The organism is Pseudomonas sp., assembly GCF_050739935.1.
GTDB lineage: Bacteria > Pseudomonadota > Gammaproteobacteria > Pseudomonadales > Pseudomonadaceae > Aquipseudomonas.
On sequence record NZ_JBOICF010000102.1, the window covers coordinates 1 to 18,769 of the forward strand.

An 18,769-nucleotide genomic window follows, 5' to 3' on the forward strand; every position below is an offset into this window, starting at 1 on the left:
GAATGACACTGCGCGTTCGCCAGCAATCCGGCTCCTACAATGAAATCGAACATCTGCTACGCCGCGCGCCGTCCCGTATAATGCTGGCCTTTTCCAGCGAGCACCCTCCCCCGTGGCCAACAAACGCTATGCCTGCATCGGCTTATACAACCCCAAATCCCCGGAAAACGTCGGTTCGGTGATGCGCGCGGCGGGCTGTTACGGCGTGGCATCGGTGTTCTATACCGGCAAGCGCTACGAGCGGGCCCGGGACTTCGTGACCGACACCAAGAAGATTCATCAGGACATTCCGCTGATCGGCATCGATGACCTGAAAAAGATCATTCCCCTGGGCTGCATCCCCGTCGCCGTCGAGCTGGTGGAAGGCGCACGCTCACTGCCCGAATACACTCATCCGGATCGCGCGATCTACATCTTCGGGCCGGAAGACGGCTCGCTCGACAAAGAGATTCGTGACTGGTGCGAAGACGTGGTGTACATCCCCACCACCGGCTGCATGAATCTGGCCGCGACCGTCAACGTCGTGCTTTACGACCGCATGGCCAAGGGCAACAGCACCCGTTCCGGGCCACAGTTCGGCCGCGATACCGATCGCACCTGATCGCTCCCCGCGACAAACGCATTGAACAGTTTGCGCTTGTGACAGTCAGCTTTAGGGACCTTACTTTTCATGGAGCACGCATCATGAGCGATACCCCGATCCTTAAACGCGTCGACCGCCCACTGCACGATTACCCAGAGCAGAACGTACAGGGTTGGGAGCGCATTGGCTCGCTGGCCGGTGGCGTGCTGATGATGGGCAAGGGCCTGCGCCGCGGCGGCATCTTCGGTCTGGTGCAACTGGCCATCGGCGGCGCCGTACTGGCCCGTGGCATCACCGGCCACTGCTCGGCCAAGTCGCTACTGGAGAAAAGCCGCAGCGACATGGATCAGGCGCGCACGCGCATCGAACAAGCCGGCGCCGAGCTGAGCAAGCTCAAGACCAAGGCGGAGGTGGCGGCGGAAGAAGCCGTCGTGAAGGGCGTCGATGCAGTGACAGGGCCGAAGGGCGTTTGATTCAGCCCCGATAGAAGGATGTAACGGCACGGCTTGCCGGCGGTAGCGATCTCAGGACGCCACCGCCGGCAAGCCGTGCTGCTATGCGATGAATCAGCCAGCGCGAAAGATCAGGTAATCCTCCCAGTCATCCTCTGCGACGCTCTTTTCGCTGAGCATGCGGCCGGATTGGGAAATACGTTGTTTATGGACCTGATCCCGGTCGCCGCACACCAGATGATGCCAGAGCGGCAGATCCTTGCCCTCGCTGACCAAGCGGTAGCCGCAGGTGGGCGGCAGCCACTTGAACTCATCGGCCTGACCCGGCGTGAGCTGAATGCAATCGGGCACCAAGGCCCGGCGATTCGGGTAATCGGTGCACTGGCAGGTGTTCAGATCCAGCAATTTACAGGCGATGCGCGTGTAATAGACGCTGCCATCGTCCTCATCCTCGAGCTTCTGCAGGCAACACAGGCCGCATCCGTCGCACAGGGATTCCCACTCGACCTGATCGAGTTGAGTGAGGGTTTTGCGCATCCAGAACGGTTCGACTTTGGCGGCCATGATTTCGCAGAGATCGGTATCGGGTGATGAAAAGGCCGCCAGTCTAGTGGTACATCGCATCAGGGCCAAGCGCTGGCGACTGTCGGTAAGCGCAGACTTGTCAGCAGACAGTCGGCGCAGTAGTTTTACGCCTTCGCGAACGCAACCCACAGCGGCCTCGCGACACATCACACAGCATGTTTCGACGATGCCTGCCGTCCACGGCCCATCTGACTGATTCCGTTCGTCGCCCTCGCTGGCGGGCGGCCATCTCAATTTTTCAGGATCAGAATTCCATGAGCGACAACTCTCGCGTTGCCGGATACGCCATTCATCCACAGTTCACCGATCGCTGGTCGCCGCGCGCCTTCAACCGAGAAAGCATTCCGCAGGAAACCCTGCTGAGCTTCTTCGAGGCCGCCCGCTGGGCGCCATCTGCCTACAACTCGCAGCCTTGGCGCTTTCTCTATGCTCGCCGCGACACACCGAACTGGGAGCGCTTTCTCGGTCTGCTGAACGAGTTCAATCGCGGTTGGGCGCAGCATGCGTCGGCACTGGTCATCATCATTTCCAAAACCACTTTCATCGCGCCGGGCGCCACCGAAGAAACGCCTGCGCTCTGGCACACCTTCGACACCGGTTCAGCCTGGGGACACCTGGCGCTGCAAGCGAGCCTCAGCGGCTGGCACACCCACGGTATGGCCGGTTTCGATCAGGAACTGACCCGCAAGGAACTGAAGATCCCGGAAGGTTATGCACTGCATGCGGCGGTGGCGATTGGCAAACTAGGTGACAAGGCGACCCTGGCCGACTACCTGCAAGCCCGCGAAACCCCAAGCCCACGCCGGCCGCTGGCGGAATTGGCGGCTGAGGGGGATTTCACTCTGTAAACCGGGGCAACGATCCGCAGGCATGTATCGGTTTGCCTGTGCATGCTGAACCTGGGGGAGCGAATTCATTCGCGATTGGCCTGCGCACGCTGAACCTGTGGGAGCGAACTCATTCGCGATTGGCCTGTGCACGCTGAACCTGTGGGAGCGAATTCATTCGCGATTGGGTGGTACATCCGATGCATCTCTGTCGTCTGTACCTACGTCTCGCGAATGAATTCGCTCCCACAGGGGGAGGTTTGCTCACCGAGAAAAAGATTTCCGACACTGAATCCGGGCATCAATACCCCCTTTCGCGAAATCCACTTCCCCGCGAAACCCCAAGCCCCATGTGGCCGCTAGTGGAACTGGCGGTTGAGGGGGATTTCACTCTGTAAGCCGGGCAACGATCCGCAAACATACGCCGGTTTGCCTGTGCATGCGGAACCTGTGGGAGCGAATTTATTCGCGATTGGCCTGCGCACGCTGAACCTGTGGGAGCGAATTCATTCGCGATTGGGTGGTGCATCCGATGCATCTTTGTCGTCTGTACCTACGTCTCGCGAATGAATTCCCTCCCACAGAGAGATTTGAGTTTGCTCGCCAGGAAAAAGGTTTCAAACACTGAATCCGCGCATCAATACCCTTTCGCGAAATCCACTTCCCCGCGCAACGCCTCACCTGCCGTAAACGCGTTCAGGTTCTCGACAAACAATTGCGTCATGGCCAACGGCGAAGTGGGTGCCGAGCTGTGGCCGGTCAACAGCAGGCCCCAGGCGGTCCAGAACGGATGACGTTGTGGTAATGGTTCCTGACGACAAACGTCTATCACCGCGCCCGCCAGATGACCTTCCTTCAGCGCATTGACCAGATCGGCGTCGACCACCGCCACGCCGCGTCCGACGTTGATGAACAACGCCGATGGCTTGAATTGGGCGAACAGCTTCGCATCATAGATATCGTGGGTCTGCTCCGTGTTGGGCAGCAGGTTGATGACGAAATCGACCTCGCTCGCCAATCGTGGCAGATCCTCCAGCGCGCCCACTTCAACGAACGGCGCCAGCGTGCGGGCTGTCGTAGCGACGCCGTACAGCTCGACGCCGAACGGGACGAGGAACTGCGCAACGCTGACACCGATATCGCCGGTGCCGACGATCAAGGCCTTGCGCCCGGCCAGACTCTGGCCCATCCGGGCATCCCATTTGCGCTCGACCTGACTCACCAGCCGGGCCAGCACTTCGCGCTCGTGAACCAGCATGTAGGTCAGCACGAACTCGGCCATGACCTGACCAAAGATGCCCACCGCACGGGTCAACCGGTAGTCACGGTTGAGACCGTCGGCAAGCAGCGGCGTGATCCCGGCCCAGGTCGATTGCAGCCATTGGGGTTTGTGCCCCTGACGAAGCAGATTCGCCAGCAGGTCAGGCTGCCCCAGCCAGACCGGTGCATCGGCAGCCATTTTCGACAATTCGGCGGAATCGCCGCTGCTCAGCACTTCGACACCGGGGGCAGCCTTGCGAAGTAGTTCGGTATAAACAACGTAATCGTGTTCGGCGATCAGAACGCGCATGGATTCAAAACTCAAAAAAACAGGACATGCGACCGCGGGACATCCGGCGCCCGCGGTTTATGAAAACCCAGGCAGGCCAGAAACCACAGCGGTCCGGTGAACCCCTGCGCTGAATTGCAGGGTCAAAAAATCGGTCAGACCGGGTCGTTGCGGCGCAACAACTCTTCGGGCAAATGCTCGATGTACTCGTCCTCGGCCGGTGGCATCTGCAGGTGATAGCCCTGCTTTTCCAGATTGGCCAGAACCGCATGAATGTCCTCGCGGGCCAGGGTACGCTCAGGCGTCAGGACTAAATCGAAGGCGTGCTGCGGCTTGCCGAACGCGACGAGCAATTCGTCTGGCACGCGCTCGAGTACATCGCTTTTGAGCACATACAGGTACATCCCGTTCTTGCGCGGGCTGCGATAAATGGAGCAGATACGTTTCAAGGCTGTTCTCCGGCGCTGGCCAGGCTGTCGAGCAGCATCTGGCCCATCAATTCGCGGCGCCAGCCACGCAGCGAATCGGGCAGTTTATAGGGACCGTCAGGGAAACCGGTCTTGAGCAGGGCTTCGAGAGTCTTCTTGCGCAGCATCAGCTCCGGCGCCATGTCCAGGCGTTCGGCTTGCTGCTGGCCAATTGCACGCAGGCTCTTCAATACATTCGACGCTTCGATCGGCAATGGCTCGGGCAACGCCGGGGGCCATAGATCAGGTGACACGCTGCCGGCCTTTTTGATCAGATCCAGCAGAAACTCGCCGTCCTGGCGTACGGTCTTGGGGTGCATATCTTCGATTTTCGCCAGCGCCCCGAGATTGTCCGGCTGATTCTTGGCCAGCGGCCATAACGAATGCTCGCGCAGGACGCGGTTGCGCGGCTGATTGCGCAGACGAGCCTGCTGTTCGCGCCAAGCGCACAGCTCACGCAGCACGTTCAATTGAGCGCGAGACAGCTTCCAGGCCAGCTTAGCTTCGCGGTAGACCTCGTATGGGTCGGTTTCGCGACGCAGGTTGGCAACCAGTTCGGCGCCGTCTTCCAGCACCCAGGCGTATTTGTCGTCGGACAGACGCGGGCGCAGCAGGCTGTAGACTTCGGCCAGGTGCACGGCATCTTCGGCGGCGTAACTGATCTGGGTGTCCGACAGCGGCCGCTGCAGCCAGTCCGAGCGGGTTTCGCCCTTGGGTAACTCGATGTTCAGCACTTCCTGCACCAGACGTGAATAGCCCATCGAGAACCCGAGATTCAGATAAGCGGCGGCCAGCTGAGTATCGAACAAAGGCGCAGGCAGGCTGCCGGTCAGACGCAGCAAGACTTCAAGGTCCTCGCTGCAGGCGTGAACCACCTTGATGACGTCGGAATTTTCCAGCAGCTCGGCCAGAGGTTTCCACTCGTTAATCAGCAACGGATCAATCAGGTAGGCGCGCGAGCCGTCACCGATCTGCAACAGCGCGGCGATGGGATAGAAGGTGTCGACACGCATGAATTCGGTGTCGAGCGCGACAAACGGCAGTGTCTGCCACTGCGCGCAGTGTTGGGCGAGGCTGTCGTCGTCGCGAATCCAGTGAATATCGATGGCCACACGGCTCTCCCTTGAAGAATGGCGCGCAGTATATATCGCTACAGGCGTCTACCGCGCATCCTCCTGCAAGTCTCGAACAACTTCATCTTCGCTGTTTATCGATAAGACATCGAAGTACTACCGTCCATCGGATCAATCAACCGTCTTGCGCAGCACGTAGACACGCCACATGGCGTAGCCCGGCAAAAAATCCCGATGGCCGACCATCCGAAACCCGGCTTCGATGAACTCGGACTCAATCTCCGTCCGACACACGACAAAGCGATTTCGTACCGCTGGCGCGCCGCCGACAGACCGCCGATACGCTTCTTGACGCTTGCGTCGCCAGGCCTTGATGTTGCCATCGACCCACAATGCAACGATGGCGGTGTCGCGGGTCACACGATAAAACTCCTGCAGAATTGCCTTGCGTTCTTCGCTGTCAGCAACGTGATGGAAAAGTCGCATGCAGAAAATGCAATCGACCGAATTGGCGGAGAGGTTGATGGACAGTGCCGAACTCTGAAATGTACGAATACGCTTGCGCACCTTGGCCGGAGATTGCGCCTCGGCGATGTCCAGCATGTCGGAGCACCGGTCTGCAGCCAGAATCACCCGGTTAGCGCGTTCTGCCAGCACCGGCCAGAAACGGCCGGAGCCCGAAGGCAGATCCAGCACCAGACCAGGGTCGCCAGCATCGCGCAGAGCCTGACGCGCCAGTTGTGCATCGCGCCACAGGCTCAAGCGCCGGGCCAGGCCCTGTTCGTGATGCCGCGCGTATTGCTGTTGCTGGTTGTCGTCGCTCGCATGTTCACTCATTGGCCAGTACCCCGTCCGTATATATCCCCCGGCAGCCGGCGAACATATCCAGCTCCGGGTTATAGACACTGGTGCGAACCTCCAACAACCCCAACATCGAGTGGAAGAGGTTGTCCTGGCTCAAGGGCGCATCGCGCTCTTTTTGCAGGCAATGCGTATCCACCGCGAACGCCTGCTGATAGTTATCGGAGAACCAGGCAATCATCGGTACATGTTTCTGTTGATCCGGCGCCAACATATAAGGCGTGCCGTGCAGGAACAGGTTGTACTCGCCCAGGGATTCGCCATGATCGGACAGGTACAACATCGCAGTGTCGACCTTGTTCTGATTGCTGCGCAGGATATCGATCAACGAAGCCAATACATGATCGGTATATAGCAAGGTATTGTCGTAACCGTTGACGATACTTTCCCGCGTACAGTTATTCAGTGCATTGCTTTCACATACCGGCGTGAACTTCTCGAATTCTTTCGGATAACGCTTGAAGTATTCAGGACCATGACTGCCCATCTGGTGAAGTACCAGCACGGTATCTTTATCCAGGTGATCGATGAAGTTCTGCAGGCCTTGCAGCAGGATCTCATCGCGACATTCGTTATTGGCGCACAGTACGGGATCCTTGAGGTTGCTGACGTCCTGCAGGCTCACGCGATCGCACGTCCCCTTGCAGCCGGACTGGTTGTCCCGCCAGATGACGTCCAGGCCGGCACGCTTGAGCACGTCGAGCATGCCTTCCTTGTTTCTGGCGGCGCTGGCGTCATAGTCCTTGCGGCCCATGTTGGAGAACATGCATGGCACCGATACCGCGGTCTCGGTGCCGCAGGAATGCACGTCAGTAAAAGTCAGCACGCCACGCTCTTGCTTCAGTTGCGGCGTGGTGTCGCGGTTGTAGCCGAGGATGCCGAAGTTCTCGGCACGCGCGCTTTCGCCGACTACCAATACCGTCAGCGACTTACGCTTGTGCTGCTGCCAGTCGCTGGCGAGTTTCGCGTCCTGACCGATACTCACGAACGGTTGCTGCGCCGATTTCACCTGCTCGCTCAAATACCCCACCGATGCACCGATGTAATTGCTCGGCACCACCATCAGCCGCAACTCATGATGATTGCGGAACAGCGATGACAATCCCTGATAATTCACCAGTGCCACGCTACCTATCACACCGGCACACACGGCGCTGACCACGACTTTGCTCAGTATTTCCCGCGGCCAACGGCGGTAACTGATCGGAACTCTCCAGCAGATCAACGAAGGCAATACACCTAGCAGCAGCAAATAAACGATCAGTTTCAACGACAACAAACCTTGAACTTCACTAGGGTTGGTTTCAGCAAAGTTGCGGAACATCCCCGAGTCGATCATGACGCCATATTGATTCATGAAATAAGCCACGCCCGCACTGATCATGAACAAAACAGTCAATACGGGTTTCAATACTTTGCTGAAGGCAAATAGCGTCAGAAAAATATTGAAGACACAGAAAATCATCACCACAAAAGCGCCGCGCAACAAAAGCCCTTTACCGCTGAAGTCGGTAATGGCGAATAAATGCTGCCAGAGCGTCAGGTTGAATCCGGCCAATAAGAAAATACTGGCGAACACGGTCGCAAGCTCAGGACGAACTGCTTTTACGTTCAGCATGGTGGGGTCTGTATGCCTGAAAAGAGAATGCCAATCAGGAGAATGAAAACTCCTTCGACGTCGCAAACTTTAGGCAGTTGGCTATCAATTTTTTGTGAAAAGGATGAGAACAAATGGTGGGGGTCGGATTCTTTTGTTGTAGGACGAACTCCTGCTTGAGAAACCTGTGACGCGCCGCGAATTTGTAGGGCCGGCTTGCTGGCGAAAGCACAGTGTCCGTTGAGGCAAGTGCGACTGGAAGTTCGCAATCGTCAGCAAGCCGGCTCTTACAGCGTATCGGTGGCAAGTTCGACAGCAGCGACGCCAGCCCCCACATTTTTTTCAGCAGCGAGCGCATCCTCAATGATCATCTGCGCCGCCTTCTCGGCAATCATCACCGTGGGCGAGCAGGTGTTGCCGGAGGTGATGGTCGGCATGATCGAGGCATCGACCACGCGCAACCCTGCCACACCGTGAACCCGCAGGCGTTCGTCGACCACGGCATCAGGCCCCTGCCCCATCTTGCAGGTGCCCACCGCATGAAAAATGGTGGTGCCTATGAGACTTGCGGCATGGCGCAGTTCTTCGTCAGTTTGCAGTTGAGCGCCAGGCAGGTACTCGACGGGTTCGTAACTGGCCAGCGCTGGCGCGGCGGCGATGCGGCGGGTCAAGCGGATTGCATCGGCGGCGACTTTCAGGTCGGTTTCGTGACTCAGGTAGTTGGGGCGAATGATCGGTACGGCATCGGCCAGCGGCGAGCGGATCTCCACGGTGCCACGGCTTTGCGGGCGCAGGTCGCAAACAGACGCCGTGAAAGCGGGAAAGCCGTGCAAGGGCTCGCCGAAGCGCTCCAGCGAAAGCGGCTGCACGTGATATTCCAGATTCGCCGAGGTCTGTTCCGGGCCGGAGCGGGCGAACGCCCCCAATTGACTCGGCGCCATCGCCAGCGGCCCGCTGCGATTGAGGGCATAACGCAATCCCATGTTCATCTTGCCCCACAGGCTGCCAGCCATCTGGTTCAATGTATGGCCGTTGCTGACCTTGTAGATCAGCCTCAGCTGCAAGTGGTCCTGCAAGTTGCCGCCAACGCCCGGTAACTCGTGGCGCACGCCGATGCCAAACTTTTCCAGCAGTGGACGCGGGCCGATCCCCGAGCGCTGCAAGACCATCGGGGAACCGATCGAGCCGCAGCACAGAATGATCTCCCGCTTGGCGCGCAGCCTCTGTTGCTGATTACCAACTTTGGCCAGCACCGCGCTCGCCCGAGCGTTTTCGAACTCGATTCGCGACACTTCGGCATTGGTCATTACCGTGAGGTTCGGCCGCTGGGCGATCGGACGCAAAAACGCTTTCGACGCGTTCCAGCGCACGCCCCGCCGCTGATTGACTTGAAAGTAGCTGCAGCCTTCGTTGTCGCCGCCGTTAAAGTCGGGAATCGAGGCGATGCCGGTTTGCGCAGCAGCCTTGCGAAAAGCATCTAGCAAGGCCCATGACAGCCGCTGCTGCTCCACGCGCCACTCACCTTGCGCACCGTGAAGGTCGGAATCGCCAGCGAAATGGCTTTCGGAGCGTTTGAAGATCGGCAACACGTCCTGCCAACCCCAACCCTTGTTGCCCTCGGCCGCCCAGCCGTCGTAATCGCGAGACTGGCCACGCATGTAGATCATGCCGTTGATCGACGAACAGCCGCCCAGCACTTTGCCGCGCGGGTAACTGAGGGCGCGCCCGTTCAAGCCAGGTTCGGCTTCGGTCTTGAAACACCAATCGGTGCGCGGATTGCCGATGCAATAGAGGTAACCCACCGGCACATGAATCCAGGCGTAGTTGTCCTGCCCGCCTGCTTCGAGCAGCAGTACACGATGAGAAGAGTTGTGTGACAGTCGATTGGCCAGCAGACACCCGGCGGGGCCCGCGCCAACGATCACATAGTCATAGAGCACACTGTCCGGTTGCATGTGTCCCTCGTCGATCTTTTTGTTTTTATCGAGGGCCCATCCTGATGTTTTTTGCGAAAAAACAAAAGACCGCCCTGTAGGGCGGTCTTTTGTCGAACATCGTTGAATCGGATGCGCTAGGAACCTTGGGGGAGCGAATTCATTCGCGAGACGTCAGCACAGACGATAGTAATACGTTGACTGTACTGGCCACTCGTCGGAGTGCCGCCAGAATGAACTCGCTCCCACAGGGGTATCGCATTTACTCCGCATCACGTGTCAGTTACACCGCGCTACGACGATAGCTGCGATAGTTCGGCATCCAGAAGTTACGCTCGATGGCTTCCAGCAGCATCTCTTCAGTGGTTTCCAGCGCGACGTTTTCTGCCTGCGCCTGTTTGGCCACTGCCAACGCGATCTTCTTGCTCACGGTCTGGATTTCTTTCAGCGGCGGCAGTACTGCATCGCCCTTGCCGGTCACCATCGGCGAGCATTCGGCCAGCGCGTTGGAGGCGGCCATCAGCATCTTGTCGGTGATACGGGTGGCTTTCGCCGCGACCACACCCAGACCAATGCCCGGGAAGATGTAGGAGTTATTGCACTGAGCGATGTGGAACGTGCGGTCGCCTACAGTCACGGGTGCAAACGGACTACCCGTCGCGACCAGCGCCTCGCCGTTGGTCCAGGTCAGGACTTCCTGTGGCGTGACTTCGACCTTCGAGGTCGGGTTGGACAGCGGCATCACCAGCGGCTTGGCGCAGTGCTTGTGCATTTCGCGAATGATCTGCTCGGTGAACAGCCCACGCTGGCCCGATACACCGATCAGCACGGTCGGTTTGCCGTGGGTAACCACGTCCAGCAGTTCAGGATAGCCGTCGCCGCTTGACCAGCCCGCCACGTCACCCGCTTTCTGCGCCAGGTTTTTCTGGAAGTCGAGCAGGTTGTCCATGCTGTCGGTCAGCAGGCCGAAACGATCGACCATCATCACGCGCTTGCGGGCTTCGGCTTCACTCAGACCCTCGATCACCATCGCGGCGATGATGTGCTCGGCGATGCCGCAACCGGCGGAACCGGCGCCCAGGAACACCACGCGCTGCTGGCCCAGGGTTTCATTCTTGGCCTTGCACGCGGCGAGCAAAGTACCCACCGCCACCGACGCAGTGCCCTGGATGTCGTCGTTGAAGCAGCATAGCTCGTCGCGGTACTTCTCCAGCAGCGGCATGGCGTTGGTCTGGGCGAAGTCTTCGAACTGCAGCAGCACGTCCGGCCAGCGCCGCTGAACGGCTTCGATGAACAGCGCGATGAAGTCGTCATATTCCTTGCCGGTGACACGCTCATGGCGCCAGCCCATGTACATCGGGTCGTCCAGCAGTTCTTTGTTGTTGGTGCCCACGTCCAGCACGATCGGCAAAGTGTACGCCGGGCTGATACCGCCGCACGCGGTGTACAACGACAGCTTGCCGATCGGGATGCCCATGCCGCCGATGCCCTGGTCACCCAGGCCGAGGATGCGTTCGCTGTCAGTCACCACGATGATCTTGATGCGATCTTTCGTCGCGCTGCGCAGAATGTCGTCGATGCGATCGCGCTCCGGGTAGGAAATGAACAGCCCGCGATGGGTGCGGTAGATCTTGGAGAATTCCTGACACGCCTGACCCACGGTCGGGGTGTAGATGATGGGCAGCATCTCTTCCAGATGCGAGTCCAGCAGGCGGAAGAACAACGTTTCGTTGTTGTCCTGGATCGATCGCAGATAAATGTGCTTGTCGAGATCACTCGCGCACTGCTTGTACTGGCTGTAAACGCGGGTCAGTTGCTCCTCGATGGTCTCGACGTTCTGCGGCAGCAGGCCGACCAGGTTGAAATCCACCCGCTCCTGCGGCGTAAAGGCGCTGCCTTTGTTGAGCAGCGGCATCTCCAGCAACGAAGGGCCGGCGTAGGAAATATATAAAGGTCGCGAGGTCTTGGTCATTTTCTGTAATCGCCTTTTCTCTATTTGCTCTATCAATGCGTAATCGAAACGATGCCCCGGAGGTCGGTCTTTCACGACGCTCGACGCAGGATCCATCCGAAGAAAATTGGGGAGATAAAAATCAGGGTGCCTATCTTACTCGTCTCGAAGCGATTGCGACATTTTGTCACTGTTTTGATTGCCAAATGATGGCTGAGCGCGAGAGGAATGACAGTGAAACAGTTGTCAGGAAGGCGCGTCGGATCCTTGGCCGGACTGGCTACAAATGTTTCATGGGCGGCCAGATCAGACCACGAACGTCGCATTTAATAGCAAAAAGTCCTTTTCGCCCTTTCGATCCACTTCGAGTGAAGGCACAATCGCCGTCCTTTTTCGGCTGGCATTGCTGGAGGCCACGAAATGATCAAAACGCCGTACTACCTCATCGACAAAGAAAAACTGCTGCGCAACATGGAAAAGATCGCGTACATGCGCGAGCAATCCGGTGCGAAAGCCCTGCTGGCACTCAAGTGTTTCGCGACCTGGTCGGTCTTCGACCTGATGCAGCAGTACATGGACGGGACCACCTCTTCTTCTCTTTATGAGTTGAAGCTCGGTCGCCAGAAGTTCGAGGGCGAGACGCATGCTTACAGCGTGGCCTGGGCAGATGACGAGATCGAAGAGATGCTCGAAAACTGCGACAAGATCATCTTCAACTCCATCAGCCAGCTGGAACGCCATGCCCCCGCCTGCACAGGCAAAGTGCGCGGCCTGCGTGTCAACCCGCAGGTGAGCAGCTCCGATTACTTGCTGGCCGACCCGGCACGACCGTTCAGTCGCCTGGGCGAATGGGATCCTGAGAAAATCGAGAAAGTGATCGAGCAGATCACCGGTTTCATGTTCCACAACAACTGCGAAAACGGCGATTTCAGCCTGTTCGACCAGATGCTGTCGACCATCGAAGAGCGCTTTGGCCATCTGCTGCACAAGGTCGAGTGGGTCAGCCTGGGCGGCGGCATTCACTTCACTGGCGAAGGCTATCCACTGGACGCGTTTTGCGCGCGCCTGAAGGCTTTTTCGCAGAAATACGGCGTGCAGGTTTATCTGGAGCCGGGCGAAGCCGCCATCACTCAAAGCGCATCGCTGGAAGTGACCGTGCTCGACACCCTGTACAACGGCAAGCACTTGGCCGTGGTCGACAGCTCCATCGAAGCGCACATGCTCGACCTGCTGATCTACCGCCTGGACGCCAAACTGGCCCCGAGCGAAGGCGAGCACACGTACATGGTGTGCGGCAAATCCTGCCTGGCGGGGGACATCTTCGGGGAATACCAATTCGATCGTCCGCTGACTATCGGCGATCGGCTGTCGTTCGTGGACGCAGCGGGCTACACCATGGTCAAGAAAAACTGGTTCAACGGTCTGAAAATGCCGTCCATCGCAGTGAAACAACTCGACGGTACAGTCGAAGTGGTTCGCGAATTTGGTTTCGACGATTATCTGTCCAGCCTCTCGTAAGCTGGCAGAAAGGAGAGAGAAAGAAATTGAAGAAGAACGTTCTTATCATTGGTGCAGGAGGTGTCGCCAAGGTGGTGGCCCACAAGTGCGCGCAGCATAACGATGAACTCGGTCGTATTGCCATCGCGTCGCGCAACATCTCCAAGTGCCAGGCCATCATCGACAGCGTCAACGCCAAGGGCAGCCTAAAGCAGCCTGCGGAAATCAAGGCTTACGCCTTGAACGCGCTGGATATCGAAGCGACCAAATCGCTGATTCTCGAAACCGAATCGCAGATCGTCATCAACGTCGGTTCATCGTTTCTCAACATGTCGGTGCTGCGTGCCTGCATCGATACCGGCGTGGCTTATCTGGATACCGCTATCCACGAAGAGCCGGGCAAAGTCTGCGAAACACCGCCCTGGTACGGCAACTACGAGTGGAAGCACCTCGAGGAGTGCCAGCAGAAGAACATCACCGCAATTCTCGGCATCGGCTTCGACCCGGGCGTGGTCAACGCCTACGCAGCCCTGGCGCAGCAAGAATATTTCGACCGCATTGATTCAATCGACATTCTCGACGTCAATGCCGGCTCCCATGGCAAATATTTCGCCACCAACTTCGACCCGGAAATCAACTTCCGCGAATTCACCGGACAGGTGTGGAGCTGGCAGAACAGCCAGTGGGCCAGCAACACCATGTTTGAAGTCAAGCGCACTGATGACCTGCCGGTCGTAGGCGCGCAGGACCTTTACCTCACCGGCCACGATGAAGTGCACTCGCTGTCGAAAAACCTCGACGTGCCCAACGTGCGATTCTGGATGAGCTTCGGCGCGCATTACATCAATGTGTTCACCGTACTGAAGAACCTCGGCCTGCTGTCCGAACAGCCGGTGAAAACCGCTGAAGGTGTCGAGATCGTGCCGCTCAAAGTGGTCAAGGCCGTGCTGCCCGACCCTGCCTCGCTGGCGCCGGGCTACACCGGCAAGACCTGCATCGGCGACCTGGTCAAAGGCACAAAAGACGGCAAAGCGCGCGAAGTGTTCATCTACAACGTTGCCGACCACGAAGAAGCCTTCGCGGAAACCGACAGCCAGGGCATCTCCTACACCGCCGGCGTACCGCCGGTTGCTGCCGCCCTGCTGGTTGCCCGTGGCGAGTGGGACGTGAAGCGCATGGTCAACGTCGAGGAGCTGCCTGCCCAGGCGTTCCTGAAAGCGCTTGACGTGATGGGCCTGCCGACTCGTATCAAGGACGAGAACGGCGATCGTCCCTGGGACGAGTAAGCCTTGAAAGCAGGTGCGCTCGGGCGGGCGTACCTGTTTTTGATCTAACCCTTGAAGTCTTCAGACTGCATCCCGCGTTAGCACAAACGAACTGAAACGGATGAAGTCGTCCAGATGTTGCGGGATGATCGCTACCGTGATTGGCAACTGGAGTGTCTGGTATTCGTGAACGGCAATATTTCGGAAACCGACCATATTCTTCATGGTTGCCAGTAGTGAAACCTTATGCCAAGTATGGCTCTCGGTAGGCACCGGAAGCATCCCGATAAATTTATAACGACTCCTGTTCTATAAAAGCCCGAGTGATGCGGGCTTTCAACTATTGCCAATACTTATTACTCGCCGTTGATATCTTTCAAAATAAGCGGGACCAGCGCCGTCTGAGCAGTATATACAGATGCCGCAGGCGACAAATGACTATTGTCGAACGAAGTCAGTCCAATTTTCCTATCGTCCCCCACGTAAGTTCGGCACCCTTGGTCACCGCATAGCAAATCAATCATAGAAAGATATTGAAAACCACCTTGACCCGCGCCGTATTTTGATTTGAGAGATAACTCCGAGTCAAACACATCCTTAACAAGATCGTCTTTCAGGTATTTAGGTGTATGGGACCAATACTTCCTCAAAACGATCTCATACAGGCGCGTCTCCCAACGAGGGACCGGCCCCATTACTACAACGTGCTTTACGCCAAACGAACTTAACGCTGAAGCAATGTTGGGCAAACTATTAGATACGTCATGACCGATAATTTGCCCAATGATTACTACATCAGGCTTCTGATCCTTAATCGTTTCAACTGCAAACTCGTTAGATTTACGGCAGTACTGCGCTGGCGAGGCGTCGACTTCGGGTAAATTTGGTAGACATGCCGAGCTCGCGACGCTCAACACCGCGATATCTTTGGGCAACTCCTGAGTGACGCCATATATGTATTGTTGAGCGTGGGAGTCCCCCCAAAACAAAACTTTTTTTGCCTTATCAGACCTATAACATTTCTCGGCAATAGCTGGGACCGGTAAATTCGTAGCATTACCGCTAAAAAAAGCGTCCAAATTATACCAATCACAATCTCTACGGAACCGTTCAGGAATATGATTCTCAGTAAAATAGTGCCAATTAGGTCCCCCATTCGCAAAGTAAGCCGCAAATTCTTGCATCTCGTTTTTACGATCAGGGAAGCCGTTTTTATAGACAGTGAAAGCGCTTATCATGACGAAAATAACCGCGACTACAACTAATCCAATGTAGGCGTTTTTGCCGGAGACACGCCGACGCAGCGGAATCTCAACGAAGCGATAAGTCAACCAAGCCAGAACCACCGCCAACACTACAAGTGCAATCCGCATTTTGGGTATGGGCAGGCCCGAAGACCAGATGTATGCAAAAGAGAATATGGGCCAATGCCAGAGATATAGAGGATAGCTGATGAGGCCTATAAAAATTGCAATTCGAGACGACAATATTCTTTTATTAATCCAAGCGTCCGGACCTGCTGATATCAATAGCGCGGAACCGATAACCGGCAGCAAAGCCCAGTAACCAGGAAACTGCTTGTTCTTATCAATTAAATACAGCGCGCAAGCGACCAGCATCACACCGATAAAGGAAGTAGTATTCCGGACCGAAGGTGACGAAAAGACCCGAACTGCACTAGGCTTAAACACTGCCAAGTATGCCAAAACTGCACCGAACAACAGTTCCCACACTCGGTATTGGGGCAGAAAAAACACACCCGCTGGTGTATCAGCGATGAAAAGCAACCCCGCCACAAATGATAGAGCGCCGCAAAAAATCAAAGCTGGCATTATTGCCGACCTAACCCTCGAAAGAAGGATTATCGCTATCGGAAAAAACAGGTAAAACTGCTCTTCAACACCTAACGACCACAGGTGCATCAACGGCTTAGTTTCGGTACTTGCATCAAAGTAGCCGGCTTCACTGTACATCATTACATTCTGAACAAAACCTATACCAGCCATAATATGTCTAGAAAGAGCTTTATATTCCTCCCCCATCATAATTATCCAGCCAGCCAGATAGGTGACGAAGATAACCAACAGTAGCGCAGGAAATATCCTTCGAACTCGCCGCATATAGAAATCTGTAAAGCTAAAGCTACCGGTGCTTACTCCTTTCAGGATAATGCTGGAGATCAGATAACCAGAAATCACAAAAAAAACGTCAACCCCAATAAACCCTCCCGTTAAAGAAGTAGGGAAAGCATGGTAGACGACAACTGCCAAAATCGCTAAGGCGCGCAGACCATCGATGTCGGGACGATAAGTTAGAGGTGACGTTTCACCTACCGCAGAGACCTTTATGGACTCGCGTTTTTTTATCAGGGCGGGGGAAACAGATGAACTCATTGACTCATTCCCTTGTGGACGTGCAGAGCGACCAGCGGTCTAACCGACTAGGTAGCTGCGAAAAGTTTCGCATTCTACTTTCCGCCCAGTGCTCATTACAATCACGCTACCGCTGAGCGTCTGTGACCTAGCCGACCAGGTAGCCATGAACGAACGCACGCTTCTCAGACGTTCTGTCGACACCATCGGTTTATCGCTCAAGGTCTGGTTGCAGCGAAACGCCTGAGCCGCGCCCGGGATTTGCTGGAAAGTACCGATCAGAGTGCAGCAGTATTGCCGAGGCCTGTGGCTATCGTTCGGTGGAAAGTTTTCGCGCGGCGTTCGCAATGCCGTAGGACTACCACCCTCCGTTGACCATAAGCGGTTCGGTCTTGTCGTGACCCGCAACATGCTGATGAGGACCGAGTTGACCAGGTTCAGCGGAACTTGCCGCACCGGCGCTGAACGCGCGGACTGAAGTACCTTCGACGGATCGGCAACGCCCGAAGCAGCCGACGCCAAAGCAGAGCGACTGAAAGAAAAGATAGAGACGCTGAAAAAAGCGGATGCCCGATGATTCCACTGGCAACCCTCGCAACGCTCAGTTTTTGGAATGCTAGCTGCGTTTTCACACGGTCTGGTTCGATAGCTGACGCTTTGTCGTCGGCGGATCAAGAGCCTATTAACGTTTGGACTTCCCGTCCAGCGGCGGCACGCGTGACTCCAAACGTCCTGAACCGGCATAAGAGCGTCGGGTTATGCAATTTTGCCCTAATCCGAACTTCGAAAACGAAAAAACCCCTGAAATCTTAAACAATTTCAGGGGCTTAGTCGTACTCTATAATGGCGGAGAGATAGGGATTTGAACCCTAGGTACTGTCGCCAGTACAACGGATTTCGAATCCGTCCCGTTCGGCCACTCCGGCATCTCTCCAACGGCGCGCATCATAACAGCTTGGATAAAAAACGCGAACCCTTTTCTCAAAATTTTCGCGTTTTTTCAGTTGCTTGCGGCGGTTTGCCTATTCCAGGATGCGGATTAAAGAGGCACGCCCAAGCGCTGGGCAACTTCTTCGTAGGCTTCGATGACATCACCGAGGCCCTGACGGAAGCGGTCCTTGTCCATTTTCTTCTTGGTGTCCTTGTCCCACAGGCGGCAACCGTCCGGGCTGAATTCGTCGCCCAGGACAATGGAGCCATCGCTAAACACGCCGAATTCGAGTTTGAAGTCGACCAGCAGCAGGCCTGCGTCGTCGAATAGCTTGGTGAGGACGTCATTGACCTTGAGGGACAGTTCTTTCATGCGCGCGAGTTGTTCGGCGGTGCCCCAGCCAAACGCCACGACGTGGGATTCGTTGATGAAAGGGTCGCCCTTGGCGTCGTCCTTCAGGAACAGTTCGAAGGTGTACGGATTGAGCTTCATGCCCTCTTCGACGCCCAAACGCTTGACCAGGCTACCAGCGGCGTAGTTACGCACGACGCACTCGACCGGGATCATGTCGAGCTTTTTGACCAGGACTTCGTTGTCGGCAAGCAGTTTGTCGAACTGGGTCGGGATGCCGGCCGCTTCGAGTTTCTGCATGATGAAGGCGTTGAACTTGTTGTTCACCATGCCTTTGCGATCGAGCTGTTCGATGCGCTTTCCGTCGAACGCCGAGGTGTCGTTGCGAAACAGCAGGATCAAGCGGTCAGCGTCATCGGTCTTGTAAACCGACTTGGCTTTGCCGCGGTAGAGTTCTTCACGTTTTTCCATGAT

15 protein-coding genes, 1 tRNA gene and 1 pseudogene are annotated in these 18,769 nt (G+C 56.6%); 5 read left to right on the forward strand and 12 right to left on the reverse strand.

The annotated features are described in order from the left end of the window. The first annotated feature begins 112 nt into the window (after nucleotides 1-112). Both ACRER8_RS20125 and ACRER8_RS20130 read left to right on the forward strand, forming a co-directional pair. The gene (locus ACRER8_RS20125; protein ID WP_431747960.1) at nucleotides 113-601 is read left to right on the forward strand and encodes an RNA methyltransferase; all 489 of its coding nucleotides are present in this window, start codon (nucleotides 113-115) and stop codon (nucleotides 599-601) included. 83 nt (nucleotides 602-684) lie between these two features. Beyond that, complete coding sequence (locus ACRER8_RS20130; protein WP_431747961.1) at nucleotides 685-1,056, forward strand: YgaP family membrane protein; 372 nt, start codon at nucleotides 685-687, stop codon at nucleotides 1,054-1,056. A gap of 93 nt (nucleotides 1,057-1,149) precedes the next feature. On the opposite strand, the gene ACRER8_RS20135 is transcribed toward ACRER8_RS20130, so the two are convergent. Continuing rightward, entirely contained in the window at nucleotides 1,150-1,599 is a 450-nt protein-coding gene (locus ACRER8_RS20135) for a YcgN family cysteine cluster protein (RefSeq protein WP_431747962.1), read from the reverse strand. A 275-nt stretch (nucleotides 1,600-1,874) separates the two neighbouring features. Between ACRER8_RS20135 and ACRER8_RS20140 the strand changes: the two genes are divergently transcribed. Further along, nucleotides 1,875-2,468: a nitroreductase family protein gene (locus tag ACRER8_RS20140; RefSeq protein WP_431747963.1), complete on the forward strand. Its 594-nt coding sequence runs from the start codon at nucleotides 1,875-1,877 to the stop codon at nucleotides 2,466-2,468. 616 nt (nucleotides 2,469-3,084) lie between these two features. On the opposite strand, the gene ACRER8_RS20145 is transcribed toward ACRER8_RS20140, so the two are convergent. From ACRER8_RS20145 to ACRER8_RS20175, 7 genes are all read right to left on the reverse strand, one after another. Continuing rightward, the gene (locus ACRER8_RS20145; RefSeq protein WP_431747964.1) at nucleotides 3,085-4,017 is read right to left on the reverse strand and encodes a D-2-hydroxyacid dehydrogenase; all 933 of its coding nucleotides are present in this window, start codon (nucleotides 4,015-4,017) and stop codon (nucleotides 3,085-3,087) included. 134 nt (nucleotides 4,018-4,151) lie between these two features. Continuing rightward, nucleotides 4,152-4,445 (reverse strand): YcgL domain-containing protein, encoded by a 294-nt coding sequence (locus ACRER8_RS20150; RefSeq protein ID WP_431747965.1) that lies wholly within the window; start codon nucleotides 4,443-4,445, stop codon nucleotides 4,152-4,154. Next, entirely contained in the window at nucleotides 4,442-5,575 is a 1,134-nt protein-coding gene (rnd, locus tag ACRER8_RS20155; protein ID WP_431747966.1) for a ribonuclease D, read from the reverse strand. Before rnd ends, ACRER8_RS20150 begins: the two co-directional genes overlap by 4 nt. Before the next feature lie 132 nt (nucleotides 5,576-5,707). After that, the gene (locus ACRER8_RS20160; RefSeq protein WP_431747967.1) at nucleotides 5,708-6,373 is read right to left on the reverse strand and encodes a class I SAM-dependent methyltransferase; all 666 of its coding nucleotides are present in this window, start codon (nucleotides 6,371-6,373) and stop codon (nucleotides 5,708-5,710) included. Further along, nucleotides 6,366-8,015, reverse strand: a complete 1,650-nt coding sequence (locus tag ACRER8_RS20165; RefSeq protein WP_431747968.1) for a phosphoethanolamine transferase — start codon at nucleotides 8,013-8,015, stop codon at nucleotides 6,366-6,368. Before ACRER8_RS20165 ends, ACRER8_RS20160 begins: the two co-directional genes overlap by 8 nt. Nucleotides 8,016-8,281: 266 nt before the next feature. Beyond that, nucleotides 8,282-9,949: a GMC family oxidoreductase gene (locus ACRER8_RS20170; protein WP_431747969.1), complete on the reverse strand. Its 1,668-nt coding sequence runs from the start codon at nucleotides 9,947-9,949 to the stop codon at nucleotides 8,282-8,284. A 262-nt stretch (nucleotides 9,950-10,211) separates the two neighbouring features. Beyond that, nucleotides 10,212-11,900 (reverse strand): NAD-dependent malic enzyme, encoded by a 1,689-nt coding sequence (locus ACRER8_RS20175; RefSeq protein WP_431747970.1) that lies wholly within the window; start codon nucleotides 11,898-11,900, stop codon nucleotides 10,212-10,214. 399 nt (nucleotides 11,901-12,299) lie between these two features. Between ACRER8_RS20175 and nspC the strand changes: the two genes are divergently transcribed. Beyond that, nucleotides 12,300-13,397 (forward strand): carboxynorspermidine decarboxylase, encoded by a 1,098-nt coding sequence (nspC, locus tag ACRER8_RS20180; protein ID WP_431747971.1) that lies wholly within the window; start codon nucleotides 12,300-12,302, stop codon nucleotides 13,395-13,397. Nucleotides 13,398-13,423: 26 nt separating this feature from the next. After that, entirely contained in the window at nucleotides 13,424-14,662 is a 1,239-nt protein-coding gene (locus tag ACRER8_RS20185; protein ID WP_431747972.1) for a saccharopine dehydrogenase family protein, read from the forward strand. Nucleotides 14,663-14,722: 60 nt separating this feature from the next. Here the strand turns inward: ACRER8_RS20185 and ACRER8_RS20190 are convergent. The 4 genes and pseudogenes from ACRER8_RS20190 to purC all read right to left on the reverse strand — a co-directional run. Further along, nucleotides 14,723-14,893 (reverse strand): annotated as a pseudogene (locus ACRER8_RS20190) (DUF86 domain-containing protein); the annotation flags it as partial. 104 nt (nucleotides 14,894-14,997) lie between these two features. Then, on the reverse strand, nucleotides 14,998-17,034 hold the full coding sequence (locus ACRER8_RS20195; protein WP_431747973.1) for an acyltransferase family protein: 2,037 nt from the start codon (nucleotides 17,032-17,034) through the stop codon (nucleotides 14,998-15,000). Between the two features lie 823 nt (nucleotides 17,035-17,857). Beyond that, nucleotides 17,858-17,947, reverse strand: a tRNA-Ser gene (locus ACRER8_RS20200). A gap of 105 nt (nucleotides 17,948-18,052) precedes the next feature. Continuing rightward, nucleotides 18,053-18,766, reverse strand: coding sequence for a phosphoribosylaminoimidazolesuccinocarboxamide synthase (gene purC, locus ACRER8_RS20205; protein WP_074752651.1), 714 nt, complete (start codon nucleotides 18,764-18,766; stop codon nucleotides 18,053-18,055). Nucleotides 18,767-18,769 lie beyond the last annotated feature (3 nt).